This is a genomic window from Ureibacillus chungkukjangi (assembly GCF_044795995.1).
In the GTDB taxonomy this organism is placed as follows: Bacteria; Bacillota; Bacilli; order Bacillales_A; family Planococcaceae; genus Ureibacillus; species Ureibacillus chungkukjangi.
Genome location: NZ_CP085009.1, coordinates 64,057 through 80,648, shown reverse-complemented (window position 1 = coordinate 80,648; position 16,592 = coordinate 64,057). Strand labels below are relative to the sequence as shown.

The 16,592-nt window shown below is 39.5% G+C and carries 14 protein-coding genes and 2 rRNA genes; 1 reads left to right on the top strand and 15 read right to left on the bottom strand.

Going from position 1 to position 16,592, the window contains the following annotated elements:
* Positions 1-131 precede the first annotated feature (131 nt).
* Entirely contained in the window at positions 132-902 is a 771-nt protein-coding gene (locus tag LG296_RS00335) for a TatD family hydrolase (RefSeq protein ID WP_107936286.1), read from the bottom strand.
* A gap of 252 nt (positions 903-1,154) precedes the next feature.
* Positions 1,155-3,119, bottom strand: a complete 1,965-nt coding sequence (gene metG / locus LG296_RS00330) for a methionine--tRNA ligase (RefSeq protein ID WP_107936284.1) — start codon at positions 3,117-3,119, stop codon at positions 1,155-1,157.
* A 369-nt stretch (positions 3,120-3,488) separates the two neighbouring features.
* Here metG and LG296_RS00325 point away from each other — a divergent pair, with 369 nt between their 5' ends.
* Positions 3,489-3,767, top strand: a complete 279-nt coding sequence (locus LG296_RS00325) for an AbrB/MazE/SpoVT family DNA-binding domain-containing protein (RefSeq protein WP_107936282.1) — start codon at positions 3,489-3,491, stop codon at positions 3,765-3,767.
* A 164-nt stretch (positions 3,768-3,931) separates the two neighbouring features.
* On the opposite strand, the gene rsmI is transcribed toward LG296_RS00325, so the two are convergent.
* The 13 genes from rsmI to LG296_RS00260 form a co-directional block, all read right to left on the bottom strand.
* Positions 3,932-4,804: a 16S rRNA (cytidine(1402)-2'-O)-methyltransferase gene (gene rsmI / locus LG296_RS00320; protein WP_107936280.1), complete on the bottom strand. Its 873-nt coding sequence runs from the start codon at positions 4,802-4,804 to the stop codon at positions 3,932-3,934.
* Positions 4,801-5,064: a GIY-YIG nuclease family protein gene (locus LG296_RS00315; RefSeq protein WP_107936278.1), complete on the bottom strand. Its 264-nt coding sequence runs from the start codon at positions 5,062-5,064 to the stop codon at positions 4,801-4,803. The genes rsmI and LG296_RS00315 overlap by 4 nt, the downstream gene beginning before the upstream one ends.
* Positions 5,048-5,797 (bottom strand): tRNA1(Val) (adenine(37)-N6)-methyltransferase, encoded by a 750-nt coding sequence (locus tag LG296_RS00310; protein WP_107936276.1) that lies wholly within the window; start codon positions 5,795-5,797, stop codon positions 5,048-5,050. The genes LG296_RS00315 and LG296_RS00310 overlap by 17 nt, the downstream gene beginning before the upstream one ends.
* 93 nt (positions 5,798-5,890) lie before the next feature.
* Positions 5,891-6,247, bottom strand: a complete 357-nt coding sequence (gene yabA, locus LG296_RS00305) for a DNA replication initiation control protein YabA (protein ID WP_107936274.1) — start codon at positions 6,245-6,247, stop codon at positions 5,891-5,893.
* Between the two features lie 23 nt (positions 6,248-6,270).
* A complete protein-coding gene (locus LG296_RS00300) occupies positions 6,271-7,086 on the bottom strand; it encodes a stage 0 sporulation family protein (protein ID WP_107936272.1) in 816 nt (271 codons plus the stop codon).
* Entirely contained in the window at positions 7,079-8,113 is a 1,035-nt protein-coding gene (holB, locus tag LG296_RS00295) for a DNA polymerase III subunit delta' (RefSeq protein ID WP_285842591.1), read from the bottom strand. The genes LG296_RS00300 and holB overlap by 8 nt, the downstream gene beginning before the upstream one ends.
* Positions 8,114-8,199: 86 nt before the next feature.
* Positions 8,200-8,640: a YaaR family protein gene (locus LG296_RS00290; RefSeq protein ID WP_107936270.1), complete on the bottom strand. Its 441-nt coding sequence runs from the start codon at positions 8,638-8,640 to the stop codon at positions 8,200-8,202.
* A 174-nt stretch (positions 8,641-8,814) separates the two neighbouring features.
* The gene (locus LG296_RS00285; RefSeq protein ID WP_107936268.1) at positions 8,815-9,144 is read right to left on the bottom strand and encodes a cyclic-di-AMP receptor; all 330 of its coding nucleotides are present in this window, start codon (positions 9,142-9,144) and stop codon (positions 8,815-8,817) included.
* Between the two features lie 64 nt (positions 9,145-9,208).
* The gene (gene tmk / locus LG296_RS00280; protein WP_107936266.1) at positions 9,209-9,844 is read right to left on the bottom strand and encodes a dTMP kinase; all 636 of its coding nucleotides are present in this window, start codon (positions 9,842-9,844) and stop codon (positions 9,209-9,211) included.
* A gap of 19 nt (positions 9,845-9,863) precedes the next feature.
* Positions 9,864-11,285 (bottom strand): aminotransferase class I/II-fold pyridoxal phosphate-dependent enzyme, encoded by a 1,422-nt coding sequence (locus tag LG296_RS00275; RefSeq protein WP_107936264.1) that lies wholly within the window; start codon positions 11,283-11,285, stop codon positions 9,864-9,866.
* A 130-nt stretch (positions 11,286-11,415) separates the two neighbouring features.
* Entirely contained in the window at positions 11,416-12,165 is a 750-nt protein-coding gene (locus tag LG296_RS00270; protein WP_107936262.1) for a uridine phosphorylase, read from the bottom strand.
* 1,073 nt (positions 12,166-13,238) lie between these two features.
* A 5S ribosomal RNA gene (gene rrf / locus LG296_RS00265) occupies positions 13,239-13,354 on the bottom strand.
* A gap of 128 nt (positions 13,355-13,482) precedes the next feature.
* A 23S ribosomal RNA gene (locus tag LG296_RS00260) occupies positions 13,483-16,405 on the bottom strand.
* Between the last annotated feature and the right edge of the window lie 187 nt (positions 16,406-16,592).

Genomic DNA, 16,592 nt, shown 5'->3' with positions numbered 1-16,592 from the left:
AAAAACGCCTCCTTAGCACTCGTTGGATTATACGGACTACTTTTCTAGCTGTCAACCAAATTAATTTTTCCGAAAAAATAGTCCATTTAAACGAAGCTTCCTAAACGCAGTATTGGAGGCATTTAGGAAATCTATTCATCGAGATTAAAAAATTTAATAGCATTTGAGGTTGTCGCTTGCGCAACTTCATCAATTGATAATTCTTTTTGACGAGCAATTTCCTCAGCAACTAAAGGCACATAAGACGGCTCATTACGTTTGCCGCGATAAGGATGTGGCGCTAGATAAGGGGCATCTGTTTCAATCATTAAATACTCTAGCGGAATCTCTTTCGCTACCTCTTTTGGCATTCGAGCATTTTTAAATGTGACAGGACCACCTAAACTAATCATGAAATTCATATCAATACATTCACGAGCCGTTTCAACACTTCCACTGAAACAATGCATTACTCCACCAACGGATGCTGCATTTTCTTCGTGTAATATTTTCACCACATCGCCAGTTGCTTCGCGATTATGAATAATTATTGGTAGCTTTAGTTTTTGTGCTAGATGAATTTGTTTGCGGAATAGCTCTTGTTGTACCTCTTTCGGTGATTTATCCCAATAATAATCCAAACCAGTTTCGCCAATACCGACAACTTTGGGATGAGTGGCAAGCTGTTCAATCCACTCTAAATCTTCGGGTGTACAATCAATTGCATCAACAGGGTGCCATCCAATTACCGCATAGATAAATTCATAATCAGCTGCTAGCTTCATTGCTCGTTCGATCGTTTTCCGATCGAAACCAACTACTACCATTTTTTCAACTTTCGCTTCTAATGCTCTCTCGATTACTTGTTGTAAGTCTTCGTCATATTGATCTGCATTTAAATGGACATGTGTATCTATAAACATATTAATTTCTCCTCACTTATTGTAGTTGATTAAAACATTTCTTAGTTGACAACTAAATTACAGAAATATTACAAGCGGAATATTTTATGTCATAAATCATACAGATTTCCGCTTCATTTAGTAGAATTTCCCTAATTCGACATATGACAACCTCGAATTCATTATTATAATATAACTTCTTTAGGTATAAAGACTTCGTGTGAAAAGCCTGTTGAACGAAGTTTGTCCAACAGGCTTAACAAATATTAATGATTATTTTACTTTTGCACCATTTTGAAGTTTTGGATCTACTGTTGCAAGTGTTAAAACACCATCATGCGATCCTGCCAAAATCATTCCTTGTGATAGTTCACCACGAAGCTTTACTGGTTTTAAGTTTGCTACAACAATCACTTTTTGCCCTACTAATTCCTCGGGCTTGTAATATTGCGCAATTCCCGATACTACTTGGCGTTGTTCGTATCCTAAATCAACCTGAAGCTTTAATAATTTATCAGCTTTAGGAACTGGTTCACAAGCTGTAACAGTAGCAACTCGTAAGTCTACCTTCATAAAATCATCGATAGAGATTTCAGGTATTTCAGGTGCTTCTACCTCTGCTTTTTTCTCTTCTTCTTGAGGCGTTTTTACAGAAGCTCTCATTTGTTCTCTAATATAACCGACCTCTACTTCCACATCTAATCGAGGGAAAATCGGAATTCCTTTTTCTACCACTTTAATGTTTGCTGGAATAGTATTGCCGAATGTTTCAATTGTTTCCCAAGTCAGATGAGTCGCGTTTAATCCTAATTGTTCGACAATTTGCTTAGGAGTTGAGGTCATAAATGGCTGTAACATAACGGCAATTTGACGAAGGCTTTCAGCAAGGTTCAACATTACTGAAGCCAATTTCCCTTGATTTTCCTCGTCCTTGGCTAAAACCCATGGCTGAGTTTCATCGATATACTTGTTTGTACGAGAAACAAGTGACCACACATCTGACAGCACAACACTAAATTGCATTTTTTCCATGTTTTTCTCGTAGACTAAACGAGTTTCCCTCGCGTGTGCTTTTAAAGCAGCATCAAATTCTGTTTCAACAAGGTTCTCTGTTGGAATGAAACCATCAAAGTATTTGTTCATCATTGATACTGTACGATTTAATAAGTTTCCTAAATCATTAGCTAAATCGAAGTTCGTTCTTTCAACAAAGGATTCAGGTGAGAATACGCCATCTGAACCAAATGGTAGTTCACGAAGCAGGAAGTAGCGTGTTGCATCTAATCCATAACGTTCAATTAACATTTCTGGATAGACAACATTCCCTTTCGACTTCGACATTTTACCGTCTTTCATCATAATAAAGCCGTGAGCAAATACTTTCTTCGGTAATGGTAAATCTAAAGCCATTAAGAAGATTGGCCAGTAAATAGTATGGAAACGCACGATATCTTTCCCTACAACATGTACATCGGCTGGCCAAAATTTGTTAAATAATTCTTCATTATCAGAGCCATAGCCTAAAGCTGTAATATAGTTTGTTAAAGCATCTACCCAAACATAAATGACATGTCTTGGATCCCCAGGAACCTTAATACCCCAGTCAAATGAAGTACGAGAAACAGACAAGTCCTCTAAACCTGGTTTAATGAAGTTGTTAATCATCTCATTTTTACGTGATTCCGGTTCGATGAATTCAACGTTTTCCTCATAATATTGTAATAGACGTTCTGAATATTTCTTCATATTAAAGAAGTAAGATTCTTCTTTTACTTTGTGTACAGGTCGTCCACAATCAGGGCAATTTTCATTCTCCAATTGTGTTTCCGTATAAAATGATTCACAAGGTGTACAGTACCAGCCTTCATACTCCCCTTTATAGATATCACCATTGTCCAAAAACTTTTGAAAAATCTTTTCTACACTTTTTTTATGGCGATCTTGTGTAGTTTGAATAAAATCATCGTAGGAAATATCCATTAAAGCCCAAAGCTTCTTAGCACTCTCAGCTATTTCATTTACATAGTCCTGCGGGTTTTTGCCAGCTTCTGCAGCCTTTTCTTGGATCTTCTGTCCATGCTCGTCCATTCCTGTTAAAAAGCGAACATCATAGCCTCTTAAACGTTTGTAACGTGAGATTGTGTCTGATGCTACTGTAGTATAAGCGGTACCAATATGAAATTTACCACTTGGATAATAAATTGGGGTAGTTATATAAAATGTGTTCTTTTCGCTCACTTAAAATGGCCTCCATTGTTAACTGTATAGTGTTTATTTTATCGAAGTAAGAAAATTGTTTCAATGAAAGAATATTATTACAGGATTTTGTCGAAAAATGACATTAGAAAAATGTGTAAATTTAATGAACTTTTCTCACTAATTATATCGTTCCATAATAATAATCTCTAATAAATACCATTTTATCTTAAATAAACCTCATTTATCTATAATAATGTTTATAATTTATTCACATCAAGTTTCAACCATTAATACTAAATAATTGACGTTTATGGGATTACTTGGTATGATTCTAATCAGACAGATGAAATATGTCGAATTTTGACGAATGTAAAATATAATATACAACATATAGGAGGAAATATTGTCATGAAATCAACAGGTATCGTTCGTAAAGTAGATGAATTAGGACGTGTAGTTATTCCGATTGAACTTCGCCGTACATTAGGAATCGCAGAAAAAGATGCATTGGAAATTTACGTTGATGACGATAAAATCATTCTTAAAAAATATATGCCTAACATGACTTGTGCTGTTACAGGAGAAGTTTCAGATGAAAACTTCCGTCTAGCTGGAGGAAAGTTAATCTTAAGTCCAGAAGGTGCAGATATTTTAGTAAAAGAAATCCAACAACACTTTTCAAAATAATCATAAGAAAATACACGATTTTCGCCATCCTTTGCGAGAATCGTTTTTCTTTTTAAGAATAGCCCTAATCAGGCAAAAAGCATTGCTATTTAAATCTAAATAGCAATGCTTTTTTATTGCATTTGTGTATTACCTACACAAATTATTTCCAATTAATGTAAGTGTTATACATGGTATTGCTGGTAAACATCTCGTTTAGGTAAGCCCCTTATCTTTGCAACTTCTTTAATGGCATCCTTTGAATTCATTTGTTTTTCTTCTACTAAATGGTCTATGTGTTCAACTATAGATAGGTTTGTCCAATAGGCAGCTTCTTCCTCTTCAACCTCACCATTAACATTACCTTCTAAAATTACACAAAATTCGCCACGGATTTCATTTTCATTTACCCAATTTAGTGCCTCCGAAATGGTACCGCGCAAAAACTCTTCAAATTTCTTTGTCAGTTCACGAGCCAATACTATTTTACGCTCACCTAAAACGAGTTCTAAATCCTTTAATGTTTCTTTTAAACGATGGGGAGCTTCATAAAAAATCATCGTTTCTTCTCGCTTTGCTAATTTCTCAAGCTGTAATCTACGCTCTTTCTTTTGGCGATTTAAAAACCCAAAGAAGTAGAAGGGCTGAGGTACTATTCCAGATGCGATTAAAGCGGTTAAAGCGGCATTGGCGCCAGGCACTGGAACAACAGCAAAATCCTCTTCAATTGCTTTAACAACAATATCTGCACCTGGATCTGAAATACAAGGAAGCCCAGCGTCACTTACTAAAGCAACAGATTTCCCATCTCGTAAATAGCCTAATAGCTTTTCTCCCCCGTACTCAAGATTATGCTCATGATAGCTTACAAGAGGTGTTTGAATTTCGAAATAATTACAAAGCTTTTTAGTGTTTCGTGTATCTTCAGCTGCAATCACATCAACTTCTTTCAGGATTCGCAGTGCACGGACTGTCATATCCTCTAAATTTCCGATTGGTGTTGCCACCAAATATAAACAGCTTCCTTGCTCGTGCTGGCTGCTTTTTTGTGATTTCATGTTGGTGCTCCTCCAATGTACTTCAGTTTTTCACTTCGTTTTAGTTGTTTGAATGCATACTCAGCCCGCATCGCCTCTTGTTTTGTTTCGTAAGTTTCAAAATAAACGCATTTCACTGGTAAATGTGCTTTCGTATATTTTGCTCCCTTTCCGGCATTATGAGTTGCCACGCGTTTCTCAAGATTATTCGTATAACCCGCATAGAGCGAGTGATTTGCACATTCTAATACATAAAAGAAATGATTATTTTTTGTCTCCATAAAGTATCTCACTCACTTCATCCGTATACTCATTGTTCTCATCATATACGTATAATGGAGGTAATACCTTTAAATCAGGCTTCCCATCCTTAATTCCTTCTATTAATAAAGTGTTTGCTTCTTTACCAAATTTCGGATAGACAAATCGAATACGCTTTGGTTCTAGTCGATTGGCTCGCATTGCTGTTACAATATCGAGAAGCCTTCCTGGGCGATGGACAAAGGCAGCCTTCCCACCCTGTTTTAACAATTTGCTAGCTGATTCTATCGCTTCTTCTAATGTGAGATGTAATTCATGACGGGCAATTGCGTAATGCTCGCTTAAATTTTTATCACTTAATTCATGTGCTAAGAAATAAGGTGGGTTGCATGTTACAACATCATATTTTTCAATTCCTAGCTGAGGGGGAATCATTTTAACATCCCCTAACACCATCTCTATTTGATTTCCCAATCCATTGTACTTCACACTGCGTTCTGCCATATCAAATAGTCGTTCTTGTAATTCGACACCAATAATTTCAGCTTTTGTGCGCGCACTTAAGAATAATGGAATAACCCCATTGCCTGAACAAAGGTCGACAATTTTTCCTCTATTTATAGGAACATTGACAAACCTCGATAATAATACTGCATCTAACGAAAACGAAAATACGGATGGACTTTGAATAATTCTTAAATCCTCTGCCAATAAGTAATCCAGCCGCTCATCCTCTTTTAACCATTGTTCCATAAAAAACCTCCTTATGCATCTTTTCGCCATACCCAAAAGAAAAGACTGAAAACCACATTAAGTGGTATCAGCCTTTTACGGTTTTGAGGGAATTTATGCATTTTGTTTATTTAAAAACGATAGACAAAATAAACAATCTTCACCTTTTCGGGAACCGCCAAAATGTACGTGGCAAACATGGAACCCTTCTTGGTATAGACGCGCTAAATTATCATATCCCTCTCCAATATCTAATAAGCTTACTTTTTCCTCATTACTACTTTCATCTGTAGGATCTGTAGATAAAAGCTCTTCTAGACGTCTACGCAGGTGAAGGTTTTCTGTTTGAATTGCTTGATGATCTTCCACCATTTGTGCAACATATTTTTTCAAATCAATGTATTGTTGCTGTAGCGTTTCGAGCTGTTGTTCGAATTCCATAACAGTATCTAAGAAATTACGGTCCTTCACTAGAAAGCCACCCCATTGTTCATCTAAATCAAATTCTTCTCACATTCAATAATTTCTTCTAATGTATATTCAACAGTACGTACCTGCTCTTCTAAGAAGACCTGAATTAATCGTTCTAAAACATTAATTCCTACTACTTTACCTGGACCATCTGGTGTCATTGTCTTATCACCGATATCAGGCATTCCTTCCTTCGCGTTTTCGTAATCATCATTCTCATACTTCAGACAGCACATAAGACGACCACAAAGTCCGGAAATTTTCGTTGGATTTAATGATAAGTTTTGGTCCTTTGCCATTTTAATCGACACAGGGTCAAAATCCCCTAAAAATGTCGAACAGCAAAGCATTCTACCACAAGGACCGATACCACCAAGAAGCTTGGCTTCGTCACGCACACCAATTTGGCGTAGCTCAATACGTGTACGGAATATGGAAGCTAAGTCTTTTACTAATTCCCTGAAATCTACTCTACCTTCAGCTGTGAAGTAAAAGATAATTTTATTTCGATCAAATGTATACTCAACATCAACTAGCTTCATTTCTAACTTGTGCTCAGTAATTTTAGTACTGGCCAGTTCAAAAGCTCGTTGTGATTCTTGCCTATTTTCATCAACCTGGATACGATCTCGTTCATCTGCTGGACGTAATACTTGTTTTAATGGTAAAACAACATCATTTTCCCCAACTTGCTTCATTGGAACGACAATCTTTCCGTATTCAACCCCTCTTGCTGTTTCTACTATGACATATTGTCCTTTTTCCAGTAGAAAATCACCGGGGTCAAAATAATATATTTTACCCGCTTTTTTAAAACGGACTCCTACTACATTATACAAATGTATACCCCTCCTGCAGATTAAGCATTAACTGCTCCATCAAAAGCGACCGATTCATATTGCGCTGCAAATTTTGTCTTGCTTGTAAAATTGCCTGCAATTGATCAGACAGACGATCATAAGTTGTGTGTAATGCGATTTCCTTCCAGCTTTGCAACATGTCTGGATATGTACATGAGCTTTGTGGATTCGCTTTTATAGCTACAATATCACGATATGCGAAAAGTAGTAAATCTAACGCTTGTTCAATTTCCTCTTTTTCCTTAAAGGAAACCAACCAATCTTCATACACAACTAATAATGCCTCATGGACATTTTTTCTAACTGTCTCTACTAATTTTAACACTGTTTTTCTTGCATGTGCAAACTGCTCATCGTGAGCTAGTGAAATCGCTGTTTCTAAGCTATTCGTTAACATACTAACAGTGGACGCCATTGAAAAGGTGATACCCTGTTCTTGAAGCTGCTTTAATAAAATATCTCGTGGAACAGTAGCAAATTTTATATGCTGGCACCGTGACTGTATCGTCGGTAATATGGACTGATAGCTTTCTGTTAGTAGAATGGCAGTCACATTACCCTCGGGCTCTTCTAAAAATTTAAGTAATGTATTAGCGGAAGAGGTATTCATTCGATCTGCATGATGAAGAACATAAATTTTACGTCCCTCCTCCATGCTTGTTTTTGTCATTCCAGAAATAAGGTCTCGAATTTGGTCGGTTTTTATGAATTGTCCATCTGGTTCTAACTGCTTCACATTCGGATGATTACCAGTTTCAATGCGTTTGCAATTTCGACATGTTTCACATGGAACATTTTTCGACGGGTTCAGACATAAAAGTAGCTTTATGAAGAAAATTGCGATTTCTTTTTTACCCGTCCCTTTTTCACCATCAAATATGTACGCATGACCGGTTCTGTTTTTTTCAAAAATCGTTTGTATCTGCTTCATTACTACAGGCTGTAGCACCTTTAGCTCATCCACATATTCTACCACTTTGTTCACCTTTTTCTCTAAACGTAACATTTATGAAAATGAAGTTCTGTCTTCCCTTTCACCTTTTCTTAGAAAAAACCCCGTGTCCCATTCAGGAAAGTAAATAGACACGGGTTTTACATATATAAATTTACTAGTAATCCTTTGATTTCACCGATTTTATCTAGTAAATCAATTGAACTCTTTTCTTCACTTAAAATTTCCTGTGCAAGTTCTATTAAACGCTCATCAACCGTTTCGACAATTTTCAGACGACGCCCTTCTCCAAAACGATTCCATGTATGGGATTGTTTCATATCAAGGCCATATTCAACTGCTTCTTGTAAGAAACGCTTTACTAACATTTTAAAACGAGTCAATTCACGCAGGTTACGAGACCTTGCTACACGGTCACCTGCGGCAGAAATGTCGCCCATCAATCTTGTTAACTGCTCAGATTGTAGTTTAGTTCCCTGTTTCACAAGTACTTCACCAAAGCGATTTCCTGATTGGTTCGGTTGCTTTATATCATGGTGATTCGTTTTTAGACCTACACGTAAATCTTGATTTATTTTCAATTACCTTTCGCCTCCACCTAATCACAAAACCAAAATAGCGTAAGTGTTTAATTATTTCGAAGTGATTTAAGACAATTGCTATGGGTTTAACCTTATTTTGAGTTGAAGAATCTTACTATATAAATTCTACAATAATTTAGTGCATGATTTATACGAAATTTCTACTAAATAAGGTTAGAAATGGTGGAACTGTTCGATTGGTAACACAAAAACTGTTGCTCCCCCAACTTCAACTTCAATGGGATATGGGATATAAGAGTCTGCATTGCCACCTAATGGCGAAACAGGTGATACCATCTGTTCGCGGGAACGACAATTATCTCGAATAATGTCGAGCAATTGAGGAATTAATGAATCCTCCGTTCCAACGAGAAAGGTTGTGTTTCCTGAACGTAAAAACCCGCCAGTACTTGCTAATTTCGTTGCGCGAAAATTATTTTTAGTTAACGCGCTAGACAAACGATTACTATCCTGGTCTTGAACGACTGCAACAACTAACTTCATCCGCACTCACTCCCATATATTGAATTGGTGTTTATATTATAGCATACATAATAGCCTACTTCATTTACTTTTCATCTAGCGATTCACAGATCAGACGCCAGACATCTTCTACTACATTCTCCACAGACTGATCAGCATTCACTACTTTAATTCTATTAGGATAACGCTTTACTACTTCATGATAACCTTCCCTAACTTTTTCGTGAAATGATAAGCTCTCAACATCAAGTCTATTCAACTCACGCTCATTGTGTGCATGAATTCGGGCTAGTCCAACAGCAGGATTTAGGTCAAAAAGTATCGTTAAATCCGGCATACGCTTCCCAATGGCAAATTCATTTATCGATAACACTTCATCGATACCAATTCCGCGAGCATAGCCCTGATAAGCTAATGAGGAATCAATAAAACGATCACATAAGATCATTTTACCCGCCTTCATTGCAGGCTCAACCTTTTCAAAAAAATGCTGGCTTCTAGCTGCAGCATACAATAAAGCTTCAGTTCTTTCATCCATCGCTGTATTTTCAGGGTTTAAGATGACCTCACGAATTTTCTCCGCAATCTCAATCCCACCCGGCTCACGAGTTGCTAACACGTCAATGTTATTCTCACGAAGACGCTCGGTGATCCGAGTTAAAATTGTCGTTTTTCCCGCTCCTTCTGGGCCTTCAAATGTTATAAATAAATTGCTTTTCATTTCTATATTCCTCCGATTGTTACTTTATGACGTAAATGAGCTTTTCGTGCAAACGATGCTGTCCTTGAAAAGCTACACCTACTGCAAGTAACTCTTCTAGTTGACTTAATTTGGCCACTGTAATTTTTTCTCCCGGCAAGAATAATGGTATACCGGGCGGATAAGGAATCAGCATACTTGCAGCAACACGCCCAATTGCCCGCATATATGGTACCCATTCCTTTTCTAGCTCTTCCAACTCATCATAGGAATATTCAGGTGTTGAAACGGTTGTCATTTCGTTTGATGGTGAAACCGCCTCAATACTATTTACCCCTTTTTTCCTTAAGTTAAAAATTGCTTCTTTAATACGCTTCCGTGTTTCGGCAAATGGATAAGCTTGTCCATGTTTTAGTAGCGGCAATATGAATAAAACCTGATACGGATCACTCAGCTCAACATAAATTCCTTGCTGCTCCAGTTCTTCCTTTAACTGAAACCCTGTATACCCTGAAAAGCGCAATAATAGCTTTAAAGGGTCATCTACTTCAATGACCTGTAAAGGTTCTATTGACCGTAATGCCTCTACCCACTGACTTCTTTTTTGTTTTAAATAGTTTGCATCACTTTCTAAATAGCTATCTATATAATCTCTTGCATCATCTAAAGAAGCAAGAAGCAAATACGACGGACTGCTCGATTGAAGCATCCTTAAATAATGATTGACCTTTTCTACTTTAACCAGATTTGAATTTACATGCAAAAACGAGGCCATAGTCATAGCAGGAAGTGTTTTATGTGCAGATTGAACAACTACATCTGCCCCTAACTGAATTGCAGAGGATGGAAACGACTGACTTGCGATAAAATGAGCACCATGTGCCTCGTCTACTAGAACAGGTATATTCATTTCATGGCACATTTCTATTTGCTGCTCTAGCTCCTTACCTGCTATGCCATAATAGGTTGGATAGGTTAAAACAACCGCTTTAGCGTCAGGATGAAGCTGCAATGCTTCTTTTAATGTAGTAGTCGGGACAGCTCCGGCAGTTTTTGTAGCCTCATCCCATTTAGGTGCTACAAATATCGCTTTTGCTCCAACTAGCTCTAAGGCGTGGAAAACTGATTTATGTGCATTTCTTTGTATAATAATTTTTTCATTTCGCTTACAGGTCGCAAAAATCATGGCAAGATTTCCAACTGTCGAACCATTAACCAAGAAAAAGCTATTGCTTGATTGATATGCATTAGCTAATAGCATTTCTGCCTGTGCAATGGCTTCCTCAGGGTGGTGAAAATCATCTAAACCCGTTAACTCTGTTAAATCATATGTAAGTGCATCCTTGATAGTACGTGGTAGGTTTGATAATAAGCCGTTTTTATGTCCCGGAACATGCCAGCTCAACGGCTCATTTTGCGCAAATTTTTGCAAAGCTGAAACGACCGGTCTTTCCCTTTTCATTTTCTCACTCCGTTCTATTTCCCTTTCTATTATAGTCTTAGAGGGCATTAAACGAAAGTGAATAGGAGATATCGTAAATAGAACTATTTGAATTGAAGCACATAATCAGTACCTTTTAATTTTTCTTTCACTAATCTGAGATTGAAGATAAATAAAGTGCAACATCCCTTATTTTTTCATCTGTTTCTGCTTCAATTAACTCTCTTTTCTTTGTATAGGAGTATAGCGTATCTCCTACAATAAGCTGATCAGATAAATTTAACAATCCAACAGCCTTTTTATCAAACCTTTTCGCTACTGCCAAAGTTGTTGCTGTTTCCATATCAACTCCCATATGACCATTCGAAGCCCATTCATCAATCATTTCTTTGGTTTCAAGAAACATTGCACTAGTTGAGAGCACACTTCCAACCACATAGGAGTAATCTCTTTTTTCACAATAATCTATAGCTGCATTTAATAACTTTTGATCAGATTTAACTATTTTAGTATTAGGAAGATACCAATGAGATGCTCCATCTTGCATCTCAGCTTCTGAAACAATCAGAATATCTCCATACTTTATATCAAAAGTTAAACCTCCAAAATATCCAGTCTGAATAAATTGATTGGTTCCTGCTGATGCAAATTGATGTGTAATCATCGTCGCCATAGGGCTACCATATACATTGGCGAATCCCATATTGTATCCTTTATACTTTCCAATAATAGCATTCCATTTGGGCAACCACATTTCCTCCTTGAGGATATTTTTCCACAAAACTAGATTATCCTCATGGTTCCATTCCCCGTGGATGATAAAAGATAATGGGATTTGTTCTTCATCTACACCTAAAGCCTCTAACCAATCTCCCTTGATAAAATCACCATAAAGCTTCATCTTCCCTCTCCCTTCACCAATACAGGATAATATATTTTTTCGAAAGTATCTGTTAGGGGTAAATTATATTCTTAATACAGTTTGCCTAGCGACTTTGATAGGTCGCTTTTTGTATCCTTTATATAAAGGCCTACTATGTAAAATGAACCTACATTCCGTTTTATTTAGGACAACTTTTCTCCTTCATCAACTCATTGATTCATCTTTAAATCATTCAATTCGTAATTGTTGTTAAAAGATAAATGTGATTGCAATTAGAATGCATTTCCACCTATCTTTACCAAGATTGAATAAACCAATCAGTAAAATCCCTATACTCATGTATAACTAACGTTTCTTCATTCTTTCAAAGAAGTCTATAAAACTCTCCAACTGATTGTCATTCTGATTATATTCCATTTCAGTAAGCTCATCTTCACTTCCCGAAAAAAGGTTTATGTCACTTCTTTATAAATTTTATTCATTGGGTACAAAATAAGAAGCTGTTACCATTCATATTCTTTAAATTCTTCACAGAGTCTATAAAACCTTCATTAGTTTGATTATTGCTCAAAACATTTCGTTATATATCTTCAATTAGCAAATATAGTTTTCTAAAAAGATATGCTGTAAAAAAATATCACCTTTCACAACTTTCTTTCATTATTTATTAGCAGTCTTCCCTAAATTAAATAAAACCTCACTGAATACTTTAATGGGGTAGTTACTAGTCACTCTGAATAGGATGCCTCTATTCGATGCTAATATATCTACTCTATTGTTTGTGGTGTATGTTCAAGCTTTTATAAATAGGACAACACAACAATAATAAAAAACCCGCTGAATACTCAGCGGGTTTCAAATACCTAGCGACGCCCTACTTTCACAGAGGATGACGCTAATCTGCGAAGTATGATGATACGGCGGCTAATTTCGGAGTCTAGCTTCGAGCCAAGGCTCATGTAAAAATTATACTGTGCTTTGTACTTCTGGATATATTTCTTTTTCTTATAAGTACCGATCAACCATCGGTTTTAATAATAGTTGGACTTTTTCTGCATATAAAAAACCTCTGAATACTCAGTGGTTTAGTTGCCTAGCGACGTCCTACTCTCACAGGGGGAAGCCCCCAACTACCATCGGCGCTAAAGAGCTTAACTTCCGTGTTCGGTATGGGAACGGGTGTGACCTCTTTGCCATCATCACTAGACTTGCACATGAATGTGCTGGCTTCGCCGTTGCAACATGGACGTTGCGCTCTTAGGCGAAGTTCCTATTTGTTTCTGAAAGAAGCTTGTTCTCTCAAAACTGGATAAAGACATTGATTGCTTTCAAGATTTGGTTAAGTCCTCGATCGATTAGTATTCGTCAGCTCCATGTGTCACCACACTTCCACCTCGAACCTATCTACCTCATCGTCTTTGAGGGATCTTACTTACTTGCGTAATGGGAAATCTCATCTTGAGGGGGGCTTCATGCTTAGATGCTTTCAGCACTTATCCCGTCCACACATAGCTACCCAGCGATGCCTTTGGCAAGACAACTGGTACACCAGCGGTGTGTCCATCCCGGTCCTCTCGTACTAAGGACAGCTCCTCTCAAATTTCCTACGCCCACGACGGATAGGGACCGAACTGTCTCACGACGTTCTGAACCCAGCTCGCGTACCGCTTTAATGGGCGAACAGCCCAACCCTTGGGACCGACTACAGCCCCAGGATGCGATGAGCCGACATCGAGGTGCCAAACCTCCCCGTCGATGTGGACTCTTGGGGGAGATAAGCCTGTTATCCCCGGGGTAGCTTTTATCCGTTGAGCGATGGCCCTTCCATGCGGAACCACCGGATCACTAAGCCCGTCTTTCGACCCTGCTCGACTTGTAGGTCTCGCAGTCAAGCTCCCTTGTGCCTTTACACTCTACGAATGATTTCCAACCATTCTGAGGGAACCTTTGGGCGCCTCCGTTACCTTTTAGGAGGCGACCGCCCCAGTCAAACTGTCCACCTGACACTGTCTCCTGCCCCGCTAAGGGGCATGGGTTAGAATTTCAATACAACCAGGGTAGTATCCCACCGACGCCTCCCTCGAAGCTGGCGCTCCGAGTTCTCTGGCTCCTACCTATCCTGTACAAGTTGTACCAAAATTCAATATCAGGCTACAGTAAAGCTCCACGGGGTCTTTCCGTCCTGTCGCGGGTAACCTGCATCTTCACAGGTACTATAATTTCACCGAGTCTCTCGTTGAGACAGTGCCCAGATCGTTACGCCTTTCGTGCGGGTCGGAACTTACCCGACAAGGAATTTCGCTACCTTAGGACCGTTATAGTTACGGCCGCCGTTTACTGGGGCTTCAATTCAGAGCTTCGCTTGCGCTAACCCCTCCTCTTAACCTTCCAGCACCGGGCAGGCGTCAGCCCCTATACGTCACCTTACGGTTTTGCAGAGACCTGTGTTTTTGCTAAACAGTCGCCTGGGCCTATTCACTGCGGCTCTCATTGCTGAGAGCACCCCTTCTCCCGAAGTTACGGGGTCATTTTGCCGAGTTCCTTAACGAGAGTTCTCTCGCACACCTTAGGATTCTCTCCTCGACTACCTGTGTCGGTTTGCGGTACGGGCACCTCCCGCCTCGCTAGAGGCTTTTCTTGGCAGCGTGAAATCAGATACTTCGCTCATAAGAGCTCCCCATCACAGCTCAACGTTACAGGAAGCGGATTTGCCTACTTCCACGCCTTACTGCTTGGGCGTACTCAACCAACGGTACGCTTATCTTATCCTACTGCGTCCCCCCATTACTCAAACGGCGGGGAGGTGGTACAGGAATATCAACCTGTTGTCCATCGTCTACGCCTATCGGCCTCGACTTAGGTCCCGACTAACCCTGAGCGGACGAGCCTTCCTCAGGAAACCTTAGTCATACGGTGGATGGGATTCTCACCCATCTTTCGCTACTCATACCGGCATTCTCACTTCTAAGCGCTCCACCAGTCCTTCCGGTCTGACTTCAACGCACTTAGAACGCTCTCCTACCACGGAACATCTAAGATGTTCCATCCACAGCTTCGGTGAATCGTTTAGCCCCGATACATTTTCGGCGCAGCGTCACTCGACCAGTGAGCTATTACGCACTCTTTAAATGATGGCTGCTTCTAAGCCAACATCCTGGTTGTCTAAGCAACGCCACATCCTTTTCCACTTAACGATTACTTTGGGACCTTAGCTGGTGGTCTGGGCTGTTTCCCTTTTGACTACGGATCTTATCACTCGCAGTCTGACTCCCGTGTATAAATATCTGGCATTCGGAGTTTGTCTGAATTCGGTAAAGCGAGATGCCCCCCTAGTCCAAACAGTGCTCTACCTCCAGTATTCTCAATCACGAGGCTAGCCCTAAAGCTATTTCGGAGAGAACCAGCTATCTCCAGGTTCGATTGGAATTTCTCCGCTACCCACACCTCATCCCCGCACTTTTCAACGTGCGTGGGTTCGGGCCTCCAGTGAGTGTTACCTCACCTTCACCCTGGACATGGGTAGATCACCTGGTTTCGGGTCTACGACCACGTACTCATTCGCCCTATTCAGACTCGCTTTCGCTACGGCTCCGCCTTCTCAGCTTAACCTTGCACGTAATCGTAACTCGCCGGTTCATTCTACAAAAGGCACGCTATCACCCATTAACGGGCTCTAACTACTTGTAGGCACACGGTTTCAGGATCTATTTCACTCCCCTTCCGGGGTGCTTTTCACCTTTCCCTCACGGTACTGGTTCACTATCGGTCACTAGGTAGTATTTAGCCTTGGGAGATGGTCCTCCCGGATTCCGACGGAATTTCACGTGTTCCGCCGTACTCAGGATACACTCAAGAGAGAATGAACTTTCGACTACGGGGCTTTTACCCGCTACGGCGGACCTTTCCAGGTCGCTTCGTCTAACTCATTCCTTTGTAACTCTTATGTTGAGTGTCCTACAACCCCAAGAGGCAAGCCTCTTGGTTTGGGCTCTTCCCGTTTCGCTCGCCGCTACTCAGGGAATCGAATAATTTCTTTCTCTTCCTCCAGGTACTTAGATGTTTCAGTTCCCTGGGTCTGCCTTCAAGACGCTATGTATTCACGTCAAGATACTGTTCCATTACGAACAGTGGGTTCCCCCATTCGGAAATCTCCGGATCAAAGCTCACTTACAGCTCCCCGAAGCATATCGGTGTTAGTGCCGTCCTTCTTCGGCTCCTAGTGCCAAGGCATCCACCGTGCGCCCTTAATAACTTAACCTATAAAGATTAGTTACTGCTTTTCTTAAAAAGAAAAGACTTAAGAACTACACAATCAATTACTTGAATTTTGTTGCTTTCAATGTCGTTTTATCCAGTTTTCAAAGAACAAGTTTTGAAGTTTCATTACTGAACCTTCAAAACTGAACACAAAACGTTAATGTTGGTTTGACCTCGGAAGGTCAACC

What these genes read in the sequence shown, in the direction of transcription:
- LG296_RS00335 (WP_107936286.1), bottom strand. Translation starts at nt 902, where the DNA reads ATGTTTATAGATACACATGTCCATTTAAATGCAGATCAATATGACGAA.
- LG296_RS00325 (WP_107936282.1), top strand. Translation starts at nt 3,489, where the DNA reads ATGAAATCAACAGGTATCGTTCGTAAAGTAGATGAATTAGGACGTGTA.
- rsmI (WP_107936280.1), bottom strand. Translation starts at nt 4,804, where the DNA reads ATGAAATCACAAAAAAGCAGCCAGCACGAGCAAGGAAGCTGTTTATAT.
- LG296_RS00315 (WP_107936278.1), bottom strand. Translation starts at nt 5,064, where the DNA reads ATGGAGACAAAAAATAATCATTTCTTTTATGTATTAGAATGTGCAAAT.
- LG296_RS00310 (WP_107936276.1), bottom strand. Translation starts at nt 5,797, where the DNA reads ATGGAACAATGGTTAAAAGAGGATGAGCGGCTGGATTACTTATTGGCA.
- holB (WP_285842591.1), bottom strand. Translation starts at nt 8,113, where the DNA reads ATGTTACGTTTAGAGAAAAAGGTGAACAAAGTGGTAGAATATGTGGAT.
- LG296_RS00285 (WP_107936268.1), bottom strand. Translation starts at nt 9,144, where the DNA reads ATGAAGTTAGTTGTTGCAGTCGTTCAAGACCAGGATAGTAATCGTTTG.
- tmk (WP_107936266.1), bottom strand. Translation starts at nt 9,844, where the DNA reads ATGAAAAGCAATTTATTTATAACATTTGAAGGCCCAGAAGGAGCGGGA.
- LG296_RS00275 (WP_107936264.1), bottom strand. Translation starts at nt 11,285, where the DNA reads ATGAAAAGGGAAAGACCGGTCGTTTCAGCTTTGCAAAAATTTGCGCAA.
- LG296_RS00270 (WP_107936262.1), bottom strand. Translation starts at nt 12,165, where the DNA reads ATGAAGCTTTATGGTGATTTTATCAAGGGAGATTGGTTAGAGGCTTTA.